This window comes from Novosphingobium aerophilum, from assembly GCF_014230305.1.
In the GTDB taxonomy this organism is placed as follows: domain Bacteria; phylum Pseudomonadota; class Alphaproteobacteria; order Sphingomonadales; family Sphingomonadaceae; genus Novosphingobium; species Novosphingobium aerophilum.
The window spans coordinates 1-20,129 of record NZ_JACLAU010000004.1 but is presented as its reverse complement, the minus strand read 5'-3'; the positions used below and the strand labels follow the sequence as shown (position 1 = coordinate 20,129).

Sequence of the window (20,129 nt, the reverse complement as noted above, 5' to 3'; positions counted from 1 at the left end):
CGGGCCTTCGCAAGGCCGCAGTCCCCTGCCGGTGTGGAAAGTGGCAGGGCGCTGGATCAGCCAGGGAAGCGCACCCCGGAGGCAAGGCCATGGCGGGTTTCGGCATCGAAGGCCCGGTCGCGGGCGCGAATCCGTTCCAGCACGGCCTCACCCCGGGCATTGGCGGTTTCGCAAGTGGCGGTGCGGACAGCCCGATCGATCTCGGGCAAGCGCTCCATGGCATGGCGCACATGCTGCAACTCATGCTCGCGCAGGCCGCGGACGAACCGGTTCCATTCGGCGAGGACGGTCGGGGGAACGCCGGCGGGATCGAGCCGCGGGAAGGTGATCGTGGCCGAAAAGATCACCCGGGTGGTGCCCAGATCGCACTGGCCACGGCCATTGCCGTCCCACCGCCAGTCGATCCGCCACGAGGTCAGTGCATCGTAAGGCTGGCCATCGGCCGGATCGATCGGCCGCAACCGGTCCATCGCGGCACGAATGGCCTCCGCGTCGCGTCCGGCCACATCGTAGTAGACGAAGGTGACCCGATCATCCTGCTCCGGCGGCAGCGCCGCACGGCCTGCCACAGACGTGAGCAGGCCGAGCGCCAGGACGGACCGCAACGCGCCCCGTACCGTCAGAGCCGTTCTCTCAGCGCTTGACCTGGCAGGCAACGCCGGCAGCCTTCAGGCTGGAGCACAGCGCATTGGCCGAAGCGAGATCGGCGGTGACCGCCTGGAGCCGGTAGACGGTCCCGATATCGGCCGAGCCTTCCACGATCCGGTGCTTGACCCCCTTCAGGACATCATGGCTCGACGACAGCCGCGACCAGCCGGCCTCGGCGGTCGCCTGCGAGGAATAGGCCCCGACCTGCACCCCGACCCCGCCGGTAGCAGGAGCAGCAGAGGGGGGAGGAACCGCGCCGGCGGGTCTCGCGGCAGGCGCCGGAGGGGTGATGGCGATGCTGGGCGAAGCGGCGGCCACCGGGGTTTCGGTCCCTGCCAGCTTGGCTGACGGGTTCTTGCCCTCGGACACGGCGAACGCCGAATCGCCCGTGCCGGCAAAGGTCTTGCCGCCCTTGTCGGCGGGTTCGCTCTTGTAGGGTTCGGCCGGAGCGGCAATCACGCCGCCTTCGGCCACCTGGGCCTCGCCCGCCCCGCGGTGATTGAGATACCAGATGCCGCCGACGATCAGGGCCAGCAAGACCACGCCGAAGGCGGCGAAGCGCACAATCCGCCCGGTATCGACTGCGCCGACATCGTCATCGTCGTCGGCCGATTCGAGCCAGGGCAGCCGCTCGTCGTCATCCAGGGCCAGCGCCGGCTGGGGCGCCGCGCCAGAGAGGACCTCGTTGCCGGGAAAGTCCATGTCGTCGTCCATGCGGCCTTCGTTGTTATTGTCGTTCATCGAGCCCCTGCCCCGTTCCTGTCGACCCCAATGCGCCGTGCAGCCTTACAGCTCCTCGACAGCGTCGACGCCGAGTAGTGCCAACCCATTACGAACCAGTTGCCCGATTTGCGCGGCGAGGAAAAGCCTCGCGCCCGTCAGCGCGGCATCGCCAGGGATGATGAAGCGCTTGTCCGGACGATCGTTGCCCAGGTTCCAGTACGCGTGGAACGCCGCCGCCAGATCACCCAGGAAGAAGGCGATACGGTGCGGCTCGCGCGCCACGGCGGCCGCTTCGACCAGCCGGGGGAACTGCGCCGCCAGCTTGACCAGGGCCAGCTCCTCCTGGCCCAGCCGATCGAGCGCGGCATCGGCCGGGGCGAAGCCTTCGGCCGCTGCCTTGCGCAGGGTCGAACAGATTCGCGCATGGGCATACTGGACGTAGAACACCGGATTGTCCTTCGACGCCTCGACCACCTTGGCGAAGTCGAAGTCCATCTGCGCCTCGGGCTTGCGGGTCAGCATGGTGAAGCGCACCACGTCCTTGCCCACTTCGCGCACCACGTCGGCCAGGGTAACAAAGGTCCCGGCGCGCTTCGACATCTTCACCGGTTCGCCATCACGCAGCAACTGGACCATCTGGACCAGCTTGACCTCGAACGGGGTGGCCTGCCCGCCCTTGTCCGAACTGGCCGCCCCGGTCATCGCGGCGACGGCGGCCTTGATCCGCTTGACCGTGCCGGCGTGATCGGCGCCCCAGATATCGACCAGCGCGTCGGCACCCTGGGCCTTCTGGAAGTGATAGGCCAGGTCCGCGCCGAAATAGGTCCAGCTGCCGTCCGACTTGCGGATCGGCCGGTCCTGATCATCGCCGAACCGGGTCGAGCGGAACAGCGGCAGGGCCACCGGCTCCCAGTCCTCGGGCGTCTTGCCCTTGGGCGCCTCGAGCTCGCCGTCATAGACCAGATCGTGCGCGCGCAGCCAGGCTTCGGCCTCGGCCGGCTTGCCCGCCGCCTGCAGCTCGGCCTCGGACGAGAACAGGTCATGGTGGATGCCGAGCAGGGCAAGATCGTCCTTGATCATCACCAGCATGGCGGCAACCGCGCGCTCCCGGAACAGGTCGAGCCATTCGCTCTCGGGAGCGGCGGCGTAGCGGTCACCGAACTCGGCGGCGAGCGCCTGGCCGACCGGGACCAGATAGTCCCCCGGATAGAGCCCCTCGGGGATCTCGCCGACGGCCTCGCCCAGCGCCTCGCGGTAGCGCACGTGGGCGGAGCGGGCGAGCACCTGGACCTGGGCCCCGGCGTCGTTGACGTAGTATTCGCGCACCACCTTGTGCCCGGCGAATTCCAGCAGGGCGGCCAGGGCATCGCCCACCACCGCGCCGCGGCAATGGCCCATGTGCATCGGCCCGGTCGGGTTGGCCGAGACGTACTCGACATTGACCGTGGTCCCTGCGCCCATGGTCGAGCGGCCATAGTCGGCCCCGAGGGTGGCGATCGCGCGCAATTCCTCCAGCCAGGCCGCGGCATCGACCCGCAGGTTGATGAAGCCCGGGCCAGCGATCTCGGCGGCGCTGACCAGCGGCAGCTTGACCAGTTCGGCCACCAGCGCCTCGGCCAGGACGCGCGGGTTGGTGCCGGCCGGCTTGGCCAGGACCATCGCGGCGTTGGTCGCCAGATCGCCATGGGCGGCATCGCGCGGCGGTTCTACCGTGACGGCGGCGCGGTTCAGCCCCTCCGGCAGGGTGCCGGCGGACTGGAGCGCGTCGAGCGCGCGGGCGATGTGGCCGACAAAGGCGGCGTGCAGGGTCTGGTCAGCGGACATGATGCGGGCGGTTAGCCCGTTTGCGCGCGCTTGGGAACACCTGCCGCGCGCGCTGTGGCGTCAACGGCCAAGATCAACGGCCCCCATCAACGGCCAAGATCAACGGGTAGCGTTGTAGCCGAGCTGCTTCTCGCTGAGCTGGAAGCCGACCAGCACCTCGAAGGTGGCGCGGGCCACCGCGGCGCGCACGTCGGGCTGGGCCAGCGGATCGATCGCGGCGTCGGCATCGCCAGCCTTGCGCTTGCGGGTCAGGCGGTTGCGCACCTCGGGCGGAAGCGTGGCTTCGACGCGATCGACAGTGGCGCTGCCGGTCGCATGGGCCTGGGCGCGGTCCTGGCCGTCGGCGAAGCTGACCGTCACCGTGCCGAGCCGCTTGGCGATCACCGCCCGACCGGCGCGCAGGACGGTGACGAAATAGGGCAGCTGGACCGTGCGGGCCCCGCGCGTGTCGGTGCGGCGGGCCAGCACATCGAACCCGACCTGGGTCAGCACCTTCTCTCCGCCATTGGCCTCGTCGCAGGTCGACCGCAGGTTGGTCAGGGCGGCGGTGACATCGATCGATCCGGCATCGGTGGCACCGGGGGTGCGGAACAGCGTGATGTCGCCGGTATAGTCCGGCACGCCGACCGCCGGGCAGACCCCGCGCACGGCGGAAATGCCGACACCTTCGTCGACCACGATATCGCCCTTGGTCTTGCAGCCCGACAGGGCAAGCAGGGACGCAGCCAGACCGGCGGCGGCGAAAAGGCGGGTGCGATTGGTCATCCTGCGATCCTCGGTATCCGTTTGCTGCCCTAGCGGTGCGCGCCGGGAAGCGCTAGGGGCCAAGACATGAACGCGCCATTTCCGGAATCGCCGAGTCCCGCCCCCCAGGGCGAGCCCTTGCATCTGCTGATCGCCGCGCCGCGCGGCTTTTGTGCCGGGGTCGACCGGGCGATCGAGATCGTCGAGCGGGCGCTCGCCCGCTATGGCGCGCCGGTCTACGTCCGCCATGAAATTGTGCATAACAAGTATGTGGTCGATGGCCTGCGGGCCAAGGGCGCGGTCTTCGTGGAAGAACTGGACGAAGTGCCCGATGGCGCCCCGGTGATCTTCAGCGCGCACGGCGTGCCCAAGTCGGTCCCGGCCGAGGCCACCGCGCGCGGGCTCGACTGGCTCGATGCCACCTGCCCGCTGGTCAGCAAGGTGCATCGCCAGGCCGAACGCCAGATCGAGGCCGGCCGCCACATCCTGTTCATCGGCCATCGCGGCCACCCCGAGGTGATCGGCACGCTGGGCCAGGTTCCCGAAGGATCGGTCACCCTGGTCGAAACCGAGGAGGACGTTGCCCGGCTCGATTTCGCCCCCGGCACCGACCTCGCCTTCCTGACCCAGACCACATTGTCGGTCGACGATACGGCCAGCATCATCGCCGCGCTCAAGGCCCGTTATCCCGAGATCAACGCACCGCGGGCGGAGGACATCTGCTATGCGACCTCCAACCGCCAGGCGGCGGTCAAGGCGATCGCCGGCGACTGCGAACTGGTGCTGGTGATCGGCGCGCCGAACAGCTCCAACTCGCTCCGCCTGGTCGAGGTGGCCCAGCGCTGCGGCGCCCGCGCACAACTGATCCAGCGCGCTGACGAGATCGACCCGGCCTGGCTGACCGACATCGGCACGCTTGGCCTCACCGCGGGCGCCTCGGCTCCCGAGGAGCTGGTGCGCGAGGTGGTCGCCCTGATCGCCACGATCCGTCCGATCCGCGAGGAAACCGTGGTGACGACCGAGGAGAAGATGGTGTTCAAGCTGCCCCGCCAGCTTATGGACTGATCTGGCGGACGGGGGACGACAATGGCGGTCTACACGCACCTCGGCGCCGAGCAGTTGGCCGGGCTGATCGGCGAGTTCGACGTCGGCGCCCTGCGCAGCGCCAAGGGCATTGCCGAGGGGGTCCAGAATAGCAACTGGCTGATCGAGACGACCGGGCACGACGGCGCCGGGGCGCGCTTTATCCTGACCATGTACGAAGAGCGGACCGAGGTGAGCGAGCTGCCGTTCTTCCTCGGCCTGATGGACCATCTCTCCGCGCGCGGATGCCCGGTTCCCGCCACGATCCATGATCGCGCCGGGGCGGCCTTCCGCCGGCTGGACGGCAAGCCGGTGGCGCTGATCGAATTCCTGTCGGGGGTGTCGGTGAGCGAGCCCACTGCGGGCCAGGCGCGGGCCGTGGGCGAGGCCCTGGCGCGGGTGCACCTGGCCGGGCAGGACTTTGCCATGCGCCGCGCCAACAATCTGGGGCCCGAAGGCTGGCGGCGGCTGATCGACGGTTGCGGGCCGGGCGGGCTGGACGGCATCGATCCTGCGCTGGGCGCGCTGGTCGGTGCGGAACTGGCCGACCTGCTGGCGCAGTGGCCGGCCGACCTGCCCGGTTCGGTGATCCACGCCGATCTGTTTCCCGACAACGTGCTGATGATCGACGACACGGTCTGCGGGCTGATCGACTTCTACTTCGCCTGTACCGACATCATCGCTTACGATCTGGCGGTGACTCACGCCGCGTGGTGCTTCGATGCCACCGGCACCCGCTTCGCGCCCGACCTGTCGGCAGCGCTGCTGGCCGGCTACGAAGCGGTCCGGCTGCTGTCGCCGGCCGAACGTTCCGCCCTGCCCCTGCTGGCGCGCGGGGCGGCGATGCGCTTTCTGGCGAGCCGCGCCTACGACTGGCTCCACACCCCGTCCGATGCCTTCGTCACCCGCAAGGACCCGCTGGCCTTCGCCCGGCGCCTGAGCTTCTATCGCGACAATCCCGGCGTGTTCGCGTGAAGGCCGTCACGATCTTCACCGACGGGGCATGCAAGGGCAATCCCGGACCCGGCGGCTGGGGCGCGATCCTGCGGATGGGCGAGCACGAGAAGGAATTGTCCGGCGGCGATCCGGAAACGACCAACAACCGCATGGAGCTGATGGGCGCGATCATGGCCCTGCGTGCGCTGAAGCAACCCTGCGAGGTGACCCTGCACACCGACAGCAAGTACGTGATCGACGGGATCACCGGCTGGGTGTTCGGCTGGCAGCGCAACGGCTGGGTCAATGCCGCCAAGAAGCCGGTCGCCAATGCCGATCTGTGGCAGGATCTGATCGCAGCGGCGCGGCCGCACCGGATCGCCTGGCAATGGGTCAAGGGCCATGCCGGCCACGCCGACAACGAACGCGCCGACCGGCTGGCGAGCGCCGCGGCGGAGGCCGCACGGGCGCTGCGCCCGCCGGTGCGCAGCAACCTGTCCTGAGCCCGGGCACGGGAACCGAACCTTAACCCGGCAGAGGCTAAGGCCTGGCACCATGCAGATAGTCCTGTTCCTTGCCGCCTCCGTTCTCGTGATCTGCGTGATCACCGTGTTCGAGCGGATCCGCCACCCCGGGCCCACCGACTGGTGGCGCAACCTCCAGGCCTGGGCCTTGCAAATGGGCATCGGCATGGTGGTGATGCGGGTCTGGCCGGACTGGCACGGTGGTTCGCTGATCGACGTGCGGACCATGCCGTTCTGGCTGGCCCTGCCGATCTTCATCCTGGTGCGTGATTTCCTGGAATTCTTCTACCACTACGCCCAGCACCGCATCCCGGCGCTGTGGGCGATGCATTCGCTGCACCACTCCGACCCCGAAATGACCGCGCTGACGACCAATCGCCATTTCTGGGGAGACCAGTTGATCAAGGGCCTGACGATCTGGTCGGCCACCTCGATGATCACCACCTCCACCTTCCCGCTGATGGCGACCTATGCCTGGATGAGCCTGTACAACTACTTCATCCACGCGAACCTCAAGGTCGACTTCGGACGCTGGTCCTGGGTGCTCAACTGCCCGGCCTATCACCGCCGCCACCACTCGCGGCTGCCCGAACACTACGATACCAACTTCGCGGCGCTCTTTCCGATCTGGGACGTGCTGTTCCGCACCTATCGCCGGCCCGACGGCTGGCCGCCCTGCGGGCTGGACGAAGGCGCCCCGCAATCGCTGGGCGATCTCTTTGCCTGGCCGCTGCGCTGGTCCCCCGCGCGCGAGCCCGACACCGCACCCACCGCGCAGCGCCCCAGCGAGGCCTGACCCGGCCTCAGGGCAGCTTGAGCCCGGTCCACTCCGCCATGAAGGCGAGGATATCGGCGCTTTCCTCGATCGCCTTGTCGGTCGGCTTGCCCGATCCGTGACCGGCGCGCGTCTCGATCCGGATAAGGTGCGGCCGTGATCCGATCTGGGCAGCCTGCAGCGCGGCGGCGTACTTGAAGCTGTGCCCCGGGACCACCCGGTCGTCGGTGTCGGCCGTGGTCACGAGGATCGCCGGATAGTCCTGCCCGGCGCGGATGTTATGGTAGGGCGAATAGCCGCGCAGGACCCGGAAATCGGGCTCGCGGTCGGGCCGACCATAGTCGTCCACCCAGTATCGCCCGGCGGTGAAGCGATCGAACCGCAGCATGTCCATCACGCCGACCGCGGGGTTGGCCGCGGCGAACAGGTCGGGCCGCTGGTTGACCACGGCACCGACCAGCAGGCCGCCGTTCGATCCGCCCTGGATGGCCAACTGGCCCTTGCCCGTGATCCCCTCGGCGATCAGGTATTCGCCCGCGGCGATGAAATCGTCGAAGCTGTTCTGCTTGTTGGCGAGGCGCCCGGCATCGTGCCACGCCTTGCCGTATTCTCCCCCGCCACGGATGTTGGCCAGCGCGAAGGCCCCGCCCGCCTCAAGCCAGGCCATGCGCGAGGCGGCGAAGCCCGGGGTCAGCGAAATGTCGAACCCGCCGTAGCCGTACAGCAGTGTCGGAACGGCCCGGCCGGCCGCCGCCACGGCCTTGCTGCGCACCAGGAACATCGGCACCCGCGTGCCGTCCTTCGACGCGAAGAACCTCTGCTCCACCACATAGCGCGCCGGATCGAAGGTCAGCTCGGGCTGGGCGAAGGGGGTCACCTCCCCGCTCGCCATATCGAGCCGATAGACGGTCGACGGCCGGTTGAAGCTGCTGAAGCTGTAGAAGGTCTCGGAATCGCCGGGTCGCCCGATGAACCCGCTTGCCGTGCCGATATCGCCGATCGTCAGCTCGCGCGCGGGTTTGCCGGCCAGATCGACCACCACCGCCCGGCTGGTCGCATCCTGGAGGTAGTTGAGCACCAGCTTGCGCCCGACGATCGAGGCATGCTCAAGCTTGTTGGGCCCTTCCGGCACCACGTCACGCCAGTTGGCGCCGGACCGGTCCAGATCGAGCGAGACCAGCCGGTAAAGCGGGGCGTCACGGTTGGTCAGGAACCACATGCGGTTGCCCAACGCCTCGACCAGTTGCCAGTCGTGATCGAGCCCGCCAACCAGCTCGCGCGGCGTCCACCGGTCTCCCCCGGACCGGCGCAGGTCGAGCACGCGGATGGCATGGCGCGCGTCGGTGCCCGATGACGAGGTGATCACCGCCCAGCGACCATTGGCGGTCACCTGGGCGGCATGGCCCAGCTCGGGCCGGTCGGGCGTGGCATAGACCAGCTCGTCGGCCTCCTGCGGGGTGCCGATGCGGTGGAACCACAGCGCCTGATTGTACGAGGCCTGCTGGAAGGTCTGCCCCGGCTCGGGCGCCGGGAAGCGGGAATAGAGGAAGCCCTCGTGCCCGACCCAGGCGAGCTGGGTGAACTTGGCCCAGCGCACCGTATCGGTCAGCGGCTGCCCGGTGCGCACGTCGAGCACCTTCAGCACGCGCCAGTCGCTGCCGCCGTCCTGCACGCTGTAGAGCAGATAGCGCCCGTCCTGCGACGGCTTCCACGCATCGAGCGCCGTTGCCCCGTCGCTGGCCCAGGTGTTGGGGTCGAGCAGCAGGCGCGGTGTGCCCTTCAAGCCGTCGCGGACAAACAGCTGAGGCTGGTTGAGCAGCCCCGAGTTGCGCAGATAGAAGTAACGGTTTCCGGCCTTCACCGGCAGACCGAACCGCTCATAGTCGGTCAGCTCGCGGATACACTTGCGAAACCAGTCGCGCGCGGCCAGGCGATCGAGATAGGCCCCGGTCACCCGGTTCTGCTGCGCCACCCAGTCGGCCACGGCCGGATCGTTGCGCACGTCGGCTTCCAGCCAACGATAGGGATCGGCCACCGGCTCGCCGAAATGGGTTTCAACCAGCGGATCGCGCCGCGTTTCCGGATAGGCCGCAATCAGGCGGGCCGCGTTGGCGGGCGAGGTGGGTTCGGTACGGGTCATGGCGTCTCCGGCCTGCGCCGGTCCGGGCGCAAGCGGCAGCAGGAGCAGGGCCGCGAGAGCGGCGGGCGAGCGCAGGGGCATCCTCGGGTATCCCGTTGTGATGCGTCCCTTATTCGGCATTCGACCGCCAAAGCGCAACCGGTTGTCGGCCCCGATCCACCGGCCCTGCCCGCTCGGGCATGACCCGCAACCCTGGGCTCCACGCGAAAGGGGCGGCTGCGTTCCCGCAACCGCCCCTGTCGTTCTTGTCAGCCGTGGCCGAAGCGATCAGGCCGCTTCGAGCTCGTCGTCGCTCAGCACCGGGCCCGAATCCTGGCCCTTGGCCGAGGTGTCGCGATCGACCAGTTCGATCACGGCCATCGGCGCGGCGTCCGAAGCCCGGATGCCGGCCTTGATGATGCGGCTGTAGCCACCGTTGCGATCGGCGTAGCGCGCGGCGAGCACGTCGAACAGCTTCACCAGCTGCGCGTCGTCGAGCAGACGGGCGTGAGCCAGACGGCGGTTCGACAGGCCGCCACGCTTGGCCAGCGTGATCAGCTTTTCGATGTAGGGCCGAAGCTCCTTGGCCTTGGGCAGCGTGGTGGTGATCTGCTCGTGCTTGATCAGCGAGGCCGCCATGTTGCGCAGCATCGCGATCCGGTGGGCCGAGGTGCGGTTCAGTTTGCGGCCGCCAAGCTTGTGACGCATGGGTGTTCTCCGTTCGTAAGGGGGCCGTGCTAGGTACCCCGGTCCAGGTCAGATAGGGTCTGACCATCCCCGTGTTTCGCTCTCTCCCCGGCAGGAGAGAGATACGAAGGCTTGCCGCAGCGCGGCTAGCCGAAGTTGAGAGGGGAAAGGCCTCGCAAGGCCCCTCTCCCAACCCTCTCCCCCGCAGGGGTGAGGGCCAGAGGCCTCAGCCCAGCAGCTCCTGCTCGAGCTTCTTGGCCATTTCCTCGATGTTCTCCGGCGGCCAGCCGGGGATGTCCATGCCGAGGCGCAGGCCCATCGACGAGAGCACTTCCTTGATCTCGTTGAGCGACTTGCGGCCGAAGTTCGGCGTGCGGAGCATCTCGGCCTCGGTCTTCTGGACCAGGTCGCCGATGTAGATGATGTTGTCGTTCTTCAGGCAGTTGGCCGAACGCACCGACAGCTCGAGCTCGTCCACCTTCTTGAGCAGGTAGCGGTTGAGCTGGTTGGTGTCGCCCTCGTCGGTCGGAGCCGCGGCGACACCGATCATCGGCGAGGCGCCGACCGGGGCCACGTCCTCGAAGTGGACGAACAGCGAGAGCTGGTCCTGCAGGATGCGCGCGGCATAGGCCACGGCGTCCTCGGGGGTGACGGTGCCGTCGGTCTCGACCGTCAGGCTCAGCTTGTCGTAGTCAAGCTCCTGGCCGATACGGGCGTTGTCGACCTTGTAGCTGACCTGGCGAACCGGCGAGTAGAGCGAGTCGACCGGGATCAGGCCGATCGGCGCGTCGATCGGACGGTTCGACACGGCGGGGACATAGCCCTTGCCGGTGTCGGCGGTCAGCTCCATGTTCAGCGTGGCCCCCTCGTCGAGGTGGCAGATCACGAGATCCTTGTTCATGATCTCGATATCGCCGGTCACGGCAATGTCGCCCGCCTTGACCTCGGCCGGGCCGGTGGCGGAGAGCTGGAGGCGCTTCGGCCCCTCGCCCTGCATCTTGATGGCGATCTGCTTGACGTTCAGCACGATGTCGGTGACGTCCTCGCGCACGCCGGCGAGGCTCGAGAACTCGTGCAGGACGTTCTCGATCTTGATCGAGGTGATCGCGGCACCCTGAAGCGACGAGAGCAGGACGCGGCGCAGCGCGTTGCCCAGCGTCAGGCCGAAGCCACGCTCGAGCGGCTCGGCGACGAAGGTCGCTCGGCGCTTGGCGTCGGTCCCGGACTTGATCTCGAGGGTGTTGGGCTTCTTCAGTTCCTGCCAGTTCTTGATATTGACAGTCATGGACTTCCCCTAGGGTATGTTCTGGCGGGAAAAGCCGCGGGCCCTCCGGAGGGCCGCGGCTTCTCGAAACTGCGGCAACCCGAAGGTCACCGCGAAGGCACGATCAGACGCGGCGACGCTTGGACGGGCGCACGCCGTTGTGCGGGATCGGGGTCACGTCGCGGATCGAGGTGATGGTGAAGCCCACCGCCTGCAGGGCGCGCAGCGCGCTCTCGCGACCCGAACCCGGGCCCTTGACTTCGACCTCGAGGGTGCGGACGCCATGCTCGGCGGCCTTCTTGCCGGCATCGTCGGCGGCAACCTGGGCGGCATAGGGAGTCGACTTGCGGCTGCCCTTGAAGCCCATCATGCCGGCCGAAGACCACGAAATGGCATTGCCCTGGGCGTCGGTGATGGTGACCATCGTGTTGTTGAAGCTGGCATTCACGTGGGCAATGCCGCTGGTGATGTTCTTGCGCTCGCGGCGCTTAATGCGCTGGGGTTCGCGTGCCATGTGCTGAATTCCTGTCGAAAAGCGGAAAAGAAGGAAAAAGCCGATCCCTTGCGGGGTGCAGACTTACTTCTTCTTGCCGGCGATGGGCTTGGCCTTGCCCTTGCGGGTGCGGGCATTGGTGTGGGTGCGCTGGCCGCGGACCGGCAGGCCCTTGCGGTGACGCAGGCCGCGATAGCAGGCCAGGTCCATCAGACGCTTGATGTTCATCGCGGTTTCGCGACGAAGATCGCCCTCGACGGTGTATTCGGCGTCGATCGTCTCGCGGATGTGCAGGACTTCCTGATCGGTCAGGTCCTGGACGCGGCGGGTGTGATCGATACCCAGCTTGTCGGCGATGTCCTTGGCGGACTTCGGACCGATCCCGTGGATGTAGGTGAGCGCGATGATCACGCGCTTGTTGGTGGGGATATTGACCCCGGCAATACGAGCCACTGAATTCTCCATGCTCCACAGGGGCCGGCGATCCACCCGGAGCCGCCCCTATCTCAACGCGGTTTCACTGCGGCAAAACGGCAAAAGCCCGGACGGTGTCGCACGACAGGCGCTCACCTTCCGGACAACCGGTTCGATCGAGTGAAGCGCGCGCTTAGGCCGATTCGCCGCAGGTGTCAACGGTGGCGGGACGCAACCGGACGGCTGCGCAATACGCATCACCCCTCGCGGGTTTGCAAGGGTGGCTTAACCGTGATCGTTGGCGTGGTCAAACCGGCTCAGCGCGGGTTTTCCGAACCAGTATCGCGGGCCGGTGCGGAGCCGTGGGGCAGCGCGGCGAGGCGCGCCAGTTGGGCCGACAGCACGCCGTCCACCGCCGGGGCAATATCGCCACCCTTGATCGTCACCAGGCCGGACACCTTGTATTCGAACCGGATCCGGGTGCCCTCGCCGGCGAATTCGAGCGCGATGGTCAGGACGGCCCCGACCGGCTCGGACTGCAGCGGCCCCAGTCCGCCGGTCATCCGCAACAGGCGGCCTGGCAGCACGTGGACGATGTGGAGGTGCTCGACACTGCCGCGCGGCCTGCCCGGACCAACCAAGCCCGGATCAACCGAGCCCGGCTCACCCGACCCGAGCAGTTCGCAGAAACATCCTGTGGCCTGCGGATCGAGGTAGAGGTTGCTCGCTTTGCCCGACCAGGTGTGCTCCGGATCCCACCACTTGGCCGGGGCGACGAGATCGGCCCAGACCACGTCAGGGGCGACCGGTACGGATGCCGTGCTCTGAAGCGCGAAGCCGGAGTCGCTCGACGAGACCACCTCGGCCGCAGCCGGGGCGGACACAATGGCGGCGACAACCAGGATGACGGAGCGGTGAAGCATGGCAGGTCCCCTTTGGCGGGACCCTACCCTGCTCTCCGCCATGGGGACAGCGACAAAGCGGCTACGCCGCCGCGCCCGGATTACCCGGCGATGATCGCCTCGATCGCGGCGGTCACCGCATCCATTTCGGCCATGCCGTCGACCCGGGCAACGATCCCGCGGGCTTCGTAGATCGGCAGGATCGGCGCGGTCTTGGCGCGGTATTCGGCCATGCGGGTGCGCACCGTCTCTTCGTTGTCGTCGGGCCGGCGCTTGAACTCGGTGCTGCCGCACTTGTCGCAGACGCCCGGTTGCTTCGGCTGTTCGAAGGTGTCGTGGTAACCCTTGCCGCAACTGGCGCAGGTGAAGCGGCCGGTGATCCGTTCGACCAGCGCGTCCTCGTTCACCTCGAGCTCGATCACGTGATCGAGCGAACGGCCACGGCTCGACAGGATCGTATCCAGCGATTCGGCCTGCGCGGCGGTGCGCGGATAGCCGTCGAAGATCGCGCCCTGGCCCGGCTGCAGCGCGTCCAGCTCCTCGCCGATCAGCGCCGAGACGATCGCGTCCGAGACCAGCTCGCCCCGCTCCATGACCGCCTTGGCCTCGAGCCCGACCGGCGTGCCGGCCTTGACCGCAGCCCGCAGCATATCCCCGGTGGAGAGCTGGCGCATCCCATGACGTTCGACCAGCCGCTGCGCCTGGGTGCCCTTCCCCGCCCCCGGCGGGCCCAGCAGGATGATGTTCACTTCGGCAGCTCCCCTGATTGTCGCGCCACCCTTGCCCGGAGGGCCTCCGCCGGACAAGTCCGACTTTGGTCCCAACCGATCGGCTGAGGCCGGCCCGATCGGACCGGTCAGCCCGGACCGATCAGCGCATGCGGCCCTTCAGCTTGGCCTTCTTGATAAGGTCGCCGTACTGATGCGCCAGCAGGTGCGACTGGATCTGGGTGATGGTATCCACAGTCACGTTCACGACGATCAGCAGCGAGGTGCCCCCTGCGAAGAACAGTTGCACGCCGGTCTGGGCGATGACCCACTCCGGCACGACGCAGACGATCGTGATGTAGGCCGCGCCGATCACGGTGATGCGGGTCAGGACGTGGTCGAGGTAGGTCGCGGTGTTCTTGCCCGGGCGGATGCCGGGGATGAAGCCGCCGTTCTTCTTCAGGTTCTCGGCGGTTTCCTCGGGGTTGAACACCACCGCGGTGTAGAAGAACGAGAAGAAGATGATGCCCAGCGCGTAAAGCACCATGTACACCGGCTTGCCGTGGGCCAGGTACTGGTTCAGCGCGATCACGAAAGAGCCGAGCTTGGTGTCGGCCGAAACCGAGTTGCCGGCGAACTGGGTGATGGTGAGCGGCAGGAGCAGCAGCGACGAGGCGAAGATCGGCGGGATCACGCCGGCCGTGTTCAGCTTCAGCGGCAGGTGGCTGCGGTCCGCCTGCATCATGCCCTTCTGCGTCGCCCGCTTCGGATACTGGATCAGCAGCCGGCGCGTGGCGCGCTCGAAGAAGCAGATCCCCAGGATCAGGGCGACCAGCAGGGCAACCAGCCCGGCGATGGTGAACCCGCTGATCGAGCCCGACCGCCCGCCTTCGAACAGGTTGGCGATGAAGGTGGGCATCTGGGCGACAATGCCGGCCATGATGATCAGCGAGGTGCCGTTGCCGATCCCGCGCGAGGTGATCTGCTCACCCAGCCACAGCAGGAACATCGTCCCGCCGATCAACGAGATCACCGCGCTGATGCGGAACACCAGCCCGGGCATGACCACTGCCTGCAGCCCGCTGGACGCGCCATAGGCTTCCAGGCCCGAGGCGACGAACCAGCCCTGGATCGCGGTGAGCAGCACCGCGCCATAGCGGGTGTACTGGTTGAGCTTCTTGCGCCCGCTTTCGCCTTCCTTCTTGAGGCTGGCGAGCGCGGGGTGAAGCGAGGCGGCGAGCTGCACCACGATCGAGGCGGTGATGTAGGGCATCACGCCGAGCGCGATCAGGCTCATGCGCTGCAGGCCGCCACCCGAGAAGGTGTTGAACAGGTCGAGGATGCCGCCCTGGGTCTTGCTGTAGAGCGTCTCCAGGATCAGCGGATTGACGCCGGGCAGCGGCACGAAGCTGAGAAAGCGGAACACGATCAGCGCGCCGATCGTGAACCAGATGCGGTTCTTGAGCTCGGTCGCCTTCGAGAAGTTGGCGAGGCTCAGGTTGCTCGCGATATTGTCGGCGCGTGATGCCATGTCAGCTTGGTGCCTTGCTGGGGCGCGGTGCCGCACCGATCCCTATCGGCGCCCGTCTCCCCGGATTGGTTCAGGTCCATATAGGACGCGGGCGGGGATGCAAGAACCCCCGCCCGTCACTTTGTCCGCGATTACTCGGCGGCGGCAGCCGGAACGGTGACCGAGCCACCGGCGGCCTCGACCGCAGCCTTGGCACCGGCCGAGACGCCGGCGACCGCAAAGTTGGCCTTGGCCGAGAAGGTGCCCTTGCCCAGCAGGCGCACGCCGTCCTTGCCACCGCGTGCCAGGCCGGCGGCCTTCAGCGCGGCGTGGTCGATGGTCGCCTTGGTGTCCAGCTTGCCGGCGTCGATCGCCTTCTGCACCAGACCCAGGTTCACCTCGGCATAGTCCTTGGCGAAGACATTGTTGAAGCCGCGCTTCGGAATGCGCATGTGGAGCGGCATCTGACCGCCCTCGAACCCGGCGACGCTGACGCCCGAACGCGCCTTGGCGCCCTTCTGACCCCGGCCAGCGGTCTTGCCCTTGCCCGAGCCGATGCCCCGGCCGACGCGCATGCGGCCCTTGCGGGCGCCGGAATTGTCACGGATGTCATTCAGTTTCATAGGATGCACTCGCTTTCGCTTTGGTCGCGCTGATGGAAGCGGCGCCCTTAGGCGAGGCGGCGCGCAATGTCACCCCCCTTTTCAGGTGGCCGTTCGCCGCTACAACAGGGCACCGCCGCCCGATCCGGGTCCGCGGCAGAGGAACGGCAGGTTCGCAGGTGTTGGACAACAGGGGCCCGGAGCGCGGCCTGACGGGCGAGGCCCTGCGCTATGTCGTCAGCGGGGTGGGACTGGCGGCGCTCTATTCCGCGGTCTACTGGACCCTGGCCGCCCGCTTCGGCGTGCCGGTGCTGATCGCCAACACCGTGGCCTTCGCGGTCAACCTGATCGCCGGCTGGACGCTCCATTCGCGCTGGACCTTCGCCGGACGCCGCACCAACGGCCCGGCACCGGCCGCCTATGCCGGCTACTTCGCGATCAATGCCGCGTCCTACGGGCTCAACAGCCTGTGGGTCTGGACCATTGTCGATCATCTCCACGGCAGCGTGGCCCTGTCGATCATCCCGGTGGTGACGGTCACCCCGGTCCTGACCTTCCTGCTCAACCGCGCCTGGATTTTCCGGGCCAGGTTATGAATTCGTAAACCATGATTGCCTAATCCGATGCCCACCCCACGGGGAGCATGCGGAGAGAGTTTTGCGGAGCGAGCAGTTCAACACCGGCGATCCGATTGACCCGGCGGCGGTCCTGTCGGCCGAGGAACGCGCCCTGCTGGCCGTCGCGCCCGCCCCCCGAACCGCGTCGTCCCTGCGCCCCGCCCTGGCCCGGCATGCCCGGCTGCTGCCGTACGGCATGCTGATCGCCGTGGGCGGCCTCGCGATGTACCTGCTCGGCGTGGCCATGGTCGTGCCGCGCTATCTGCTGGCGCTCGACGGCCCGCTCAAGCCGGTCAGCGAATGGCTGGTGTGGTACAGCGGCCTGCCGCTGGTGCTGGGCACCAGCATGATCCTGTTCGACCTGCTCGTCCTGCTCGATCGCAAGCGCTCGACCGCGCCGCTGCGCTATGATCCCCCGGCCAACCGCCGCGTCACCGTGGCGCTGACCGCCTACAATGACGAGGATTCGATCTCGGCCGCCGTGGCGGACTTTCGTGCCCACCCCCTGGTCAGCCGGGTCATCGTGGTCAGCAACAACAGCACCGACGCCACCTATGCCCGGGCCGAGGCGGCCGGTGCGCTGACCTTCAACGAGACCGCCCCCGGCTATGGCCGCTGCGTCCATCGCTGCCTGACCGAAGCCTCGCGCTTCGACGATACCGATCTGGTGGTCCTGTGCGAAGGCGACCTGACCTTCCGCGCCTATGACATCGACAAGCTGCTGGCCTATGCCCCGCACGGCGATGTGATCAACGGCACCCGCACCTCGGAGCCGCTGCGCCAGTACACCACCCAGCTCACCACCTTCATGTATTACGGCAACATTTTCGTGGGCAAGCTGCTGGAGGCCAAACACCTGGGCCGCAGCACGATCACCGACGTGGGCACCACGTACAAGCTGTGCCGCCGCGATGCGCTGCAGCGGCTGCTGCCCAGCCTGACTCCGGCGGTCAATCTCGAGTTCAACGCCCACTTCCTCGATACTGCGCTGGACCAGGGGCTGACCCTGATCGAATGCCCGGTCACCTTCCATGCCAGGGTTGGCGAGAGCAAGGGCGGCAACGTCAACAACCTGCGCGGGTTCAAGGTGGGGCTGCGGATGATGGCCGGCATGCTGTTTGGCTGGCGGCGGCTCGCAGCATGAGCTCGGGCTATCACTCTTCGCGCCTGGTCCAGGACGCGCGCCGCGATGTCGTGTGGAAGGCGCTGTGGCGCCACCACTTCCGCCACCAGATCCGCCCGGATGACACCGTGCTCGATCTGGGCTGCGGCTATGGCGAGTTCATCAACAACGTCGTGGCGCGGCGCCGCATCGGGCTCGACCAGTGGGCCGGATCGGCCGACCATCTTGCCCCCGGGGTCGAATCGGTGGTCGCCCCGGTGACCGATCTCGGCGCGATCGCCGACGGCAGCATCGATTTCGCCTTCGCCAGCAATCTCTTCGAGCATATCCCGCAGGAGGCTTTCGCCCGCGTGCTCGAGCAACTGCGCGGCAAGCTGGCCAAGGGCGGGACGCTCAACATCCTGCAGCCCAACTATCGCTACGCCTATGCCGAGTATTTCGACGACTACACTCACGTCGCGATCTATTCCCATGTCAGCCTGGCTGACTTCCTCGCCGCCAACGGGTTCGAGGTGATTGACCTGCGCCCGCGGTTCCTGCCGCTGACGGTCAAGTCGCGCCTGCCGGTCTCGCCGACGCTGATCGGGCTTTACCTGGCCATGCCGTTCAAGCCGCTGGGCAAGCAGATGCTGGTCCGCGCCCGGCCGCGGGATTGAACCGCACCATGGCGCCGCTCGCCGGATCATCGCCGACCCGCGCCTGGCTGCGCCGGCTGCCCGGCTGGCTGGTGCTGATCGCCGCGGCACTGCTGCTGCTGCGCACCGGTCTCTACCTCACCATGGCCGCCGGGGCCGTGCGCTTTCCCTATCAGCTCGACTATGGCGAAGGCATCGTCTGGGAGCAGTTGCGCCGGATCGCCTCGGGTCGGGGCTATGCTCCGATCGAGGGGTTCCCCACGATCGTGTTCCACTATCCCCCGCTCTACCACGCCCTGACCGGTGCCCTGGTCCGCCTGACCGGGGCGGACGCCCTGCTGACCGGACGCGCCCTGTCGTTCGCCTGCACCCTGATCACTGCGGGGCTTGTTGCCCGGATTGCGGCGCTGCTCGCCCCGCGCGAGGTCGCCCGCTGGACGGTATGGAGCGGAAGCGGCATGGCCGCGCTGATCACGCTGGGCATGTTGCCCACCTCGCAGTGGTCCGTGCTGATGCGGGTCGACATGCTGTGCATGGCGCTGACCTTCGGCGGGCTGCTGTGCGGCATGCTGGCGCTGACCCGGCCGCGCGCCGTCTACCTTGCCGCCCTGCTGTTCGTGGCCGCCGTCTACACCAAGCAGACCGCGCTGGCCGCACCGGCCGCCGTCTTCGGCGTGCTGCTGATAACGCGACCGCGCACCGCCCTCGCCGGGATCGCGGCGACAATTGCCCTCGGCCTGGCCGCCCTGGCCGCGTTGACCGTCCAGACCGACGGTGGGTTCCTGCGGCACATCGTGCTGTACAACATCAACCGCGTCGATCTCACGTCGCTGCGCGGCATCCCCCAGAACATCGTCTGGCACTTCGGCTTCGTGCTGGCGGCCGTGGCCGGCGCGCTCGGCCTGTTCAACCGGCTGCGGGAAAGCCGCCTGCGGCTGCGGGCGCCGTCATGGCGCGCACACCTCGCCGCCGCGCCGGACGATGCCCGCGCGGCGGTCGCGCTGCTCCATCTCGCCCTGGCGACGCTGATGCTGGGGATGAAGGCCAAGTCCGGTGCGGCTGACAACTATCTGATCGAATGGGACTGCCTGCTGGCGCTGTGCGGCGGCCTGGCCCTGACCGATCTCCTCGCCCGGTCGTTCGGCAGTCCCCGGTCTGGCGGGCTCCCAGGCCTGCAGGGGCTGCTGGTGCCGGGTGCCCTGGTGTCGCAACTGATGATGCACCCGGTGCCCGACATCTGGCCGGAGGTTGCGCTGCGCGCCCACACCCCCGAAGCTGCCAGACTGGTGGCGATGATCAAGGCCGCACCCCGTCCGGTGATCTCGGACGACATGGTCGCCGTACTGCGGGCCGGCAAGCCGGTGCTCATCGAACCCGCGATCGTCACCGAACTGGCCGCCAAGGGCGTGTGGGACGAAAGCCCCTTCGTCGCCCAGCTCCGCGCCCGCCGCTTCGCCTTCGTCGTGACCACGGGCCTGCCCGGCTCGATGGACTTCGACAACCGCCACTCCCCCGCGGTGACGGCGGCGCTGGCCGAGGCTTACCCGGTCAGGATCGACGCCGGGAGCAATTACCTGAACTTCCCGGCCGGCCCTCTGCCCGATTACGTGCGGATGCAGGAGCGCGCGGCTCGCTGATTGCGGTTGATCCACCCCGCCTCTTTCCACGTCAGCCCGGGCTTGTGTGGACGAGATGTGCTTTATTGGTTGCATCGGCCGGGATGCGCATCCCGGCCGATGCGGGCAGGAGGCCGATGTATCGGACTGGTTGCACAGCCGAGGTCAAGCAAGGCCCTGTCC

At 67.9% G+C, this 20,129-nt stretch carries 21 protein-coding genes; 8 read left to right on the top strand and 13 right to left on the bottom strand.

Features of this window, described 5'->3' with window-relative positions; all coding sequences use genetic code 11:
• Positions 1–56 precede the first annotated feature (56 nt).
• The 4 genes from H7F49_RS04475 to H7F49_RS04460 all read right to left on the bottom strand — a co-directional run bounded on the left by H7F49_RS04475 (position 57) and on the right by H7F49_RS04460 (position 3,960).
• Positions 57–569: a DUF922 domain-containing protein gene (locus H7F49_RS04475; protein WP_185682378.1), complete on the bottom strand. Its 513-nt coding sequence runs from the start codon at positions 567–569 to the stop codon at positions 57–59.
• Positions 570–633: 64 nt separating this feature from the next.
• A complete protein-coding gene (locus H7F49_RS04470; RefSeq protein WP_235981839.1) occupies positions 634–1,389 on the bottom strand; it encodes an SPOR domain-containing protein in 756 nt (251 codons plus the stop codon).
• A 45-nt stretch (positions 1,390–1,434) separates the two neighbouring features.
• Positions 1,435–3,195 (bottom strand): arginine--tRNA ligase, encoded by a 1,761-nt coding sequence (argS, locus tag H7F49_RS04465; RefSeq protein ID WP_185682377.1) that lies wholly within the window; start codon positions 3,193–3,195, stop codon positions 1,435–1,437.
• A gap of 99 nt (positions 3,196–3,294) precedes the next feature.
• A complete protein-coding gene (locus H7F49_RS04460) occupies positions 3,295–3,960 on the bottom strand; it encodes a hypothetical protein (RefSeq protein ID WP_185682376.1) in 666 nt (221 codons plus the stop codon).
• Between the two features lie 66 nt (positions 3,961–4,026).
• On the opposite strand from H7F49_RS04460, the gene ispH reads away from it, so the two are divergent.
• The 4 genes from ispH to H7F49_RS04440 are packed head-to-tail and all read left to right on the top strand — an operon-like array spanning position 4,027 to position 7,278.
• On the top strand, positions 4,027–5,004 hold the full coding sequence (ispH, locus tag H7F49_RS04455) for a 4-hydroxy-3-methylbut-2-enyl diphosphate reductase (RefSeq protein ID WP_185682375.1): 978 nt from the start codon (positions 4,027–4,029) through the stop codon (positions 5,002–5,004).
• Positions 5,005–5,025: 21 nt separating this feature from the next.
• Positions 5,026–5,997: a homoserine kinase gene (thrB, locus tag H7F49_RS04450; protein WP_185682374.1), complete on the top strand. Its 972-nt coding sequence runs from the start codon at positions 5,026–5,028 to the stop codon at positions 5,995–5,997.
• Positions 5,994–6,461, top strand: a complete 468-nt coding sequence (gene rnhA, locus H7F49_RS04445; protein WP_185682373.1) for a ribonuclease HI — start codon at positions 5,994–5,996, stop codon at positions 6,459–6,461. The genes thrB and rnhA overlap by 4 nt, the downstream gene beginning before the upstream one ends.
• A gap of 52 nt (positions 6,462–6,513) precedes the next feature.
• On the top strand, positions 6,514–7,278 hold the full coding sequence (locus H7F49_RS04440; RefSeq protein WP_185682372.1) for a sterol desaturase family protein: 765 nt from the start codon (positions 6,514–6,516) through the stop codon (positions 7,276–7,278).
• A gap of 7 nt (positions 7,279–7,285) precedes the next feature.
• Here H7F49_RS04440 and H7F49_RS04435 read toward each other — a convergent pair whose 3' ends face one another.
• From H7F49_RS04435 to rplO, 9 genes are all read right to left on the bottom strand, one after another.
• Complete coding sequence (locus H7F49_RS04435) at positions 7,286–9,397, bottom strand: prolyl oligopeptidase family serine peptidase (RefSeq protein ID WP_235981832.1); 2,112 nt, start codon at positions 9,395–9,397, stop codon at positions 7,286–7,288.
• Between the two features lie 267 nt (positions 9,398–9,664).
• Positions 9,665–10,084, bottom strand: coding sequence for a 50S ribosomal protein L17 (gene rplQ / locus H7F49_RS04430; RefSeq protein ID WP_185682370.1), 420 nt, complete (start codon positions 10,082–10,084; stop codon positions 9,665–9,667).
• A 205-nt stretch (positions 10,085–10,289) separates the two neighbouring features.
• Positions 10,290–11,348 (bottom strand): DNA-directed RNA polymerase subunit alpha, encoded by a 1,059-nt coding sequence (locus H7F49_RS04425; protein WP_185682369.1) that lies wholly within the window; start codon positions 11,346–11,348, stop codon positions 10,290–10,292.
• A gap of 103 nt (positions 11,349–11,451) precedes the next feature.
• The gene (rpsK, locus tag H7F49_RS04420) at positions 11,452–11,841 is read right to left on the bottom strand and encodes a 30S ribosomal protein S11 (protein ID WP_007011846.1); all 390 of its coding nucleotides are present in this window, start codon (positions 11,839–11,841) and stop codon (positions 11,452–11,454) included.
• Between the two features lie 63 nt (positions 11,842–11,904).
• Positions 11,905–12,273, bottom strand: a complete 369-nt coding sequence (gene rpsM, locus H7F49_RS04415) for a 30S ribosomal protein S13 (RefSeq protein WP_185682368.1) — start codon at positions 12,271–12,273, stop codon at positions 11,905–11,907.
• Between the two features lie 278 nt (positions 12,274–12,551).
• The gene (locus H7F49_RS04410; protein WP_185682367.1) at positions 12,552–13,157 is read right to left on the bottom strand and encodes an SRPBCC family protein; all 606 of its coding nucleotides are present in this window, start codon (positions 13,155–13,157) and stop codon (positions 12,552–12,554) included.
• 80 nt (positions 13,158–13,237) lie between these two features.
• Complete coding sequence (locus H7F49_RS04405; protein WP_185682366.1) at positions 13,238–13,885, bottom strand: adenylate kinase; 648 nt, start codon at positions 13,883–13,885, stop codon at positions 13,238–13,240.
• Between the two features lie 121 nt (positions 13,886–14,006).
• The gene (gene secY, locus H7F49_RS04400; protein ID WP_185682365.1) at positions 14,007–15,374 is read right to left on the bottom strand and encodes a preprotein translocase subunit SecY; all 1,368 of its coding nucleotides are present in this window, start codon (positions 15,372–15,374) and stop codon (positions 14,007–14,009) included.
• Between the two features lie 131 nt (positions 15,375–15,505).
• A complete protein-coding gene (gene rplO, locus H7F49_RS04395; protein ID WP_185682364.1) occupies positions 15,506–15,976 on the bottom strand; it encodes a 50S ribosomal protein L15 in 471 nt (156 codons plus the stop codon).
• 158 nt (positions 15,977–16,134) lie between these two features.
• On the opposite strand from rplO, the gene H7F49_RS04390 reads away from it, so the two are divergent.
• The 4 genes from H7F49_RS04390 (at position 16,135) to H7F49_RS04375 (ending at position 19,967) form a co-directional block, all read left to right on the top strand.
• The gene (locus H7F49_RS04390) at positions 16,135–16,551 is read left to right on the top strand and encodes a GtrA family protein (protein WP_185682363.1); all 417 of its coding nucleotides are present in this window, start codon (positions 16,135–16,137) and stop codon (positions 16,549–16,551) included.
• A gap of 61 nt (positions 16,552–16,612) precedes the next feature.
• Positions 16,613–17,716, top strand: a complete 1,104-nt coding sequence (locus H7F49_RS04385; protein WP_235981831.1) for a glycosyltransferase — start codon at positions 16,613–16,615, stop codon at positions 17,714–17,716.
• A complete protein-coding gene (locus tag H7F49_RS04380; protein WP_185682362.1) occupies positions 17,713–18,351 on the top strand; it encodes a methyltransferase domain-containing protein in 639 nt (212 codons plus the stop codon). Before H7F49_RS04385 ends, H7F49_RS04380 begins: the two co-directional genes overlap by 4 nt.
• Complete coding sequence (locus H7F49_RS04375) at positions 18,348–19,967, top strand: ArnT family glycosyltransferase (RefSeq protein WP_214647654.1); 1,620 nt, start codon at positions 18,348–18,350, stop codon at positions 19,965–19,967. Before H7F49_RS04380 ends, H7F49_RS04375 begins: the two co-directional genes overlap by 4 nt.
• Positions 19,968–20,129: the final 162 nt, after the last annotated feature.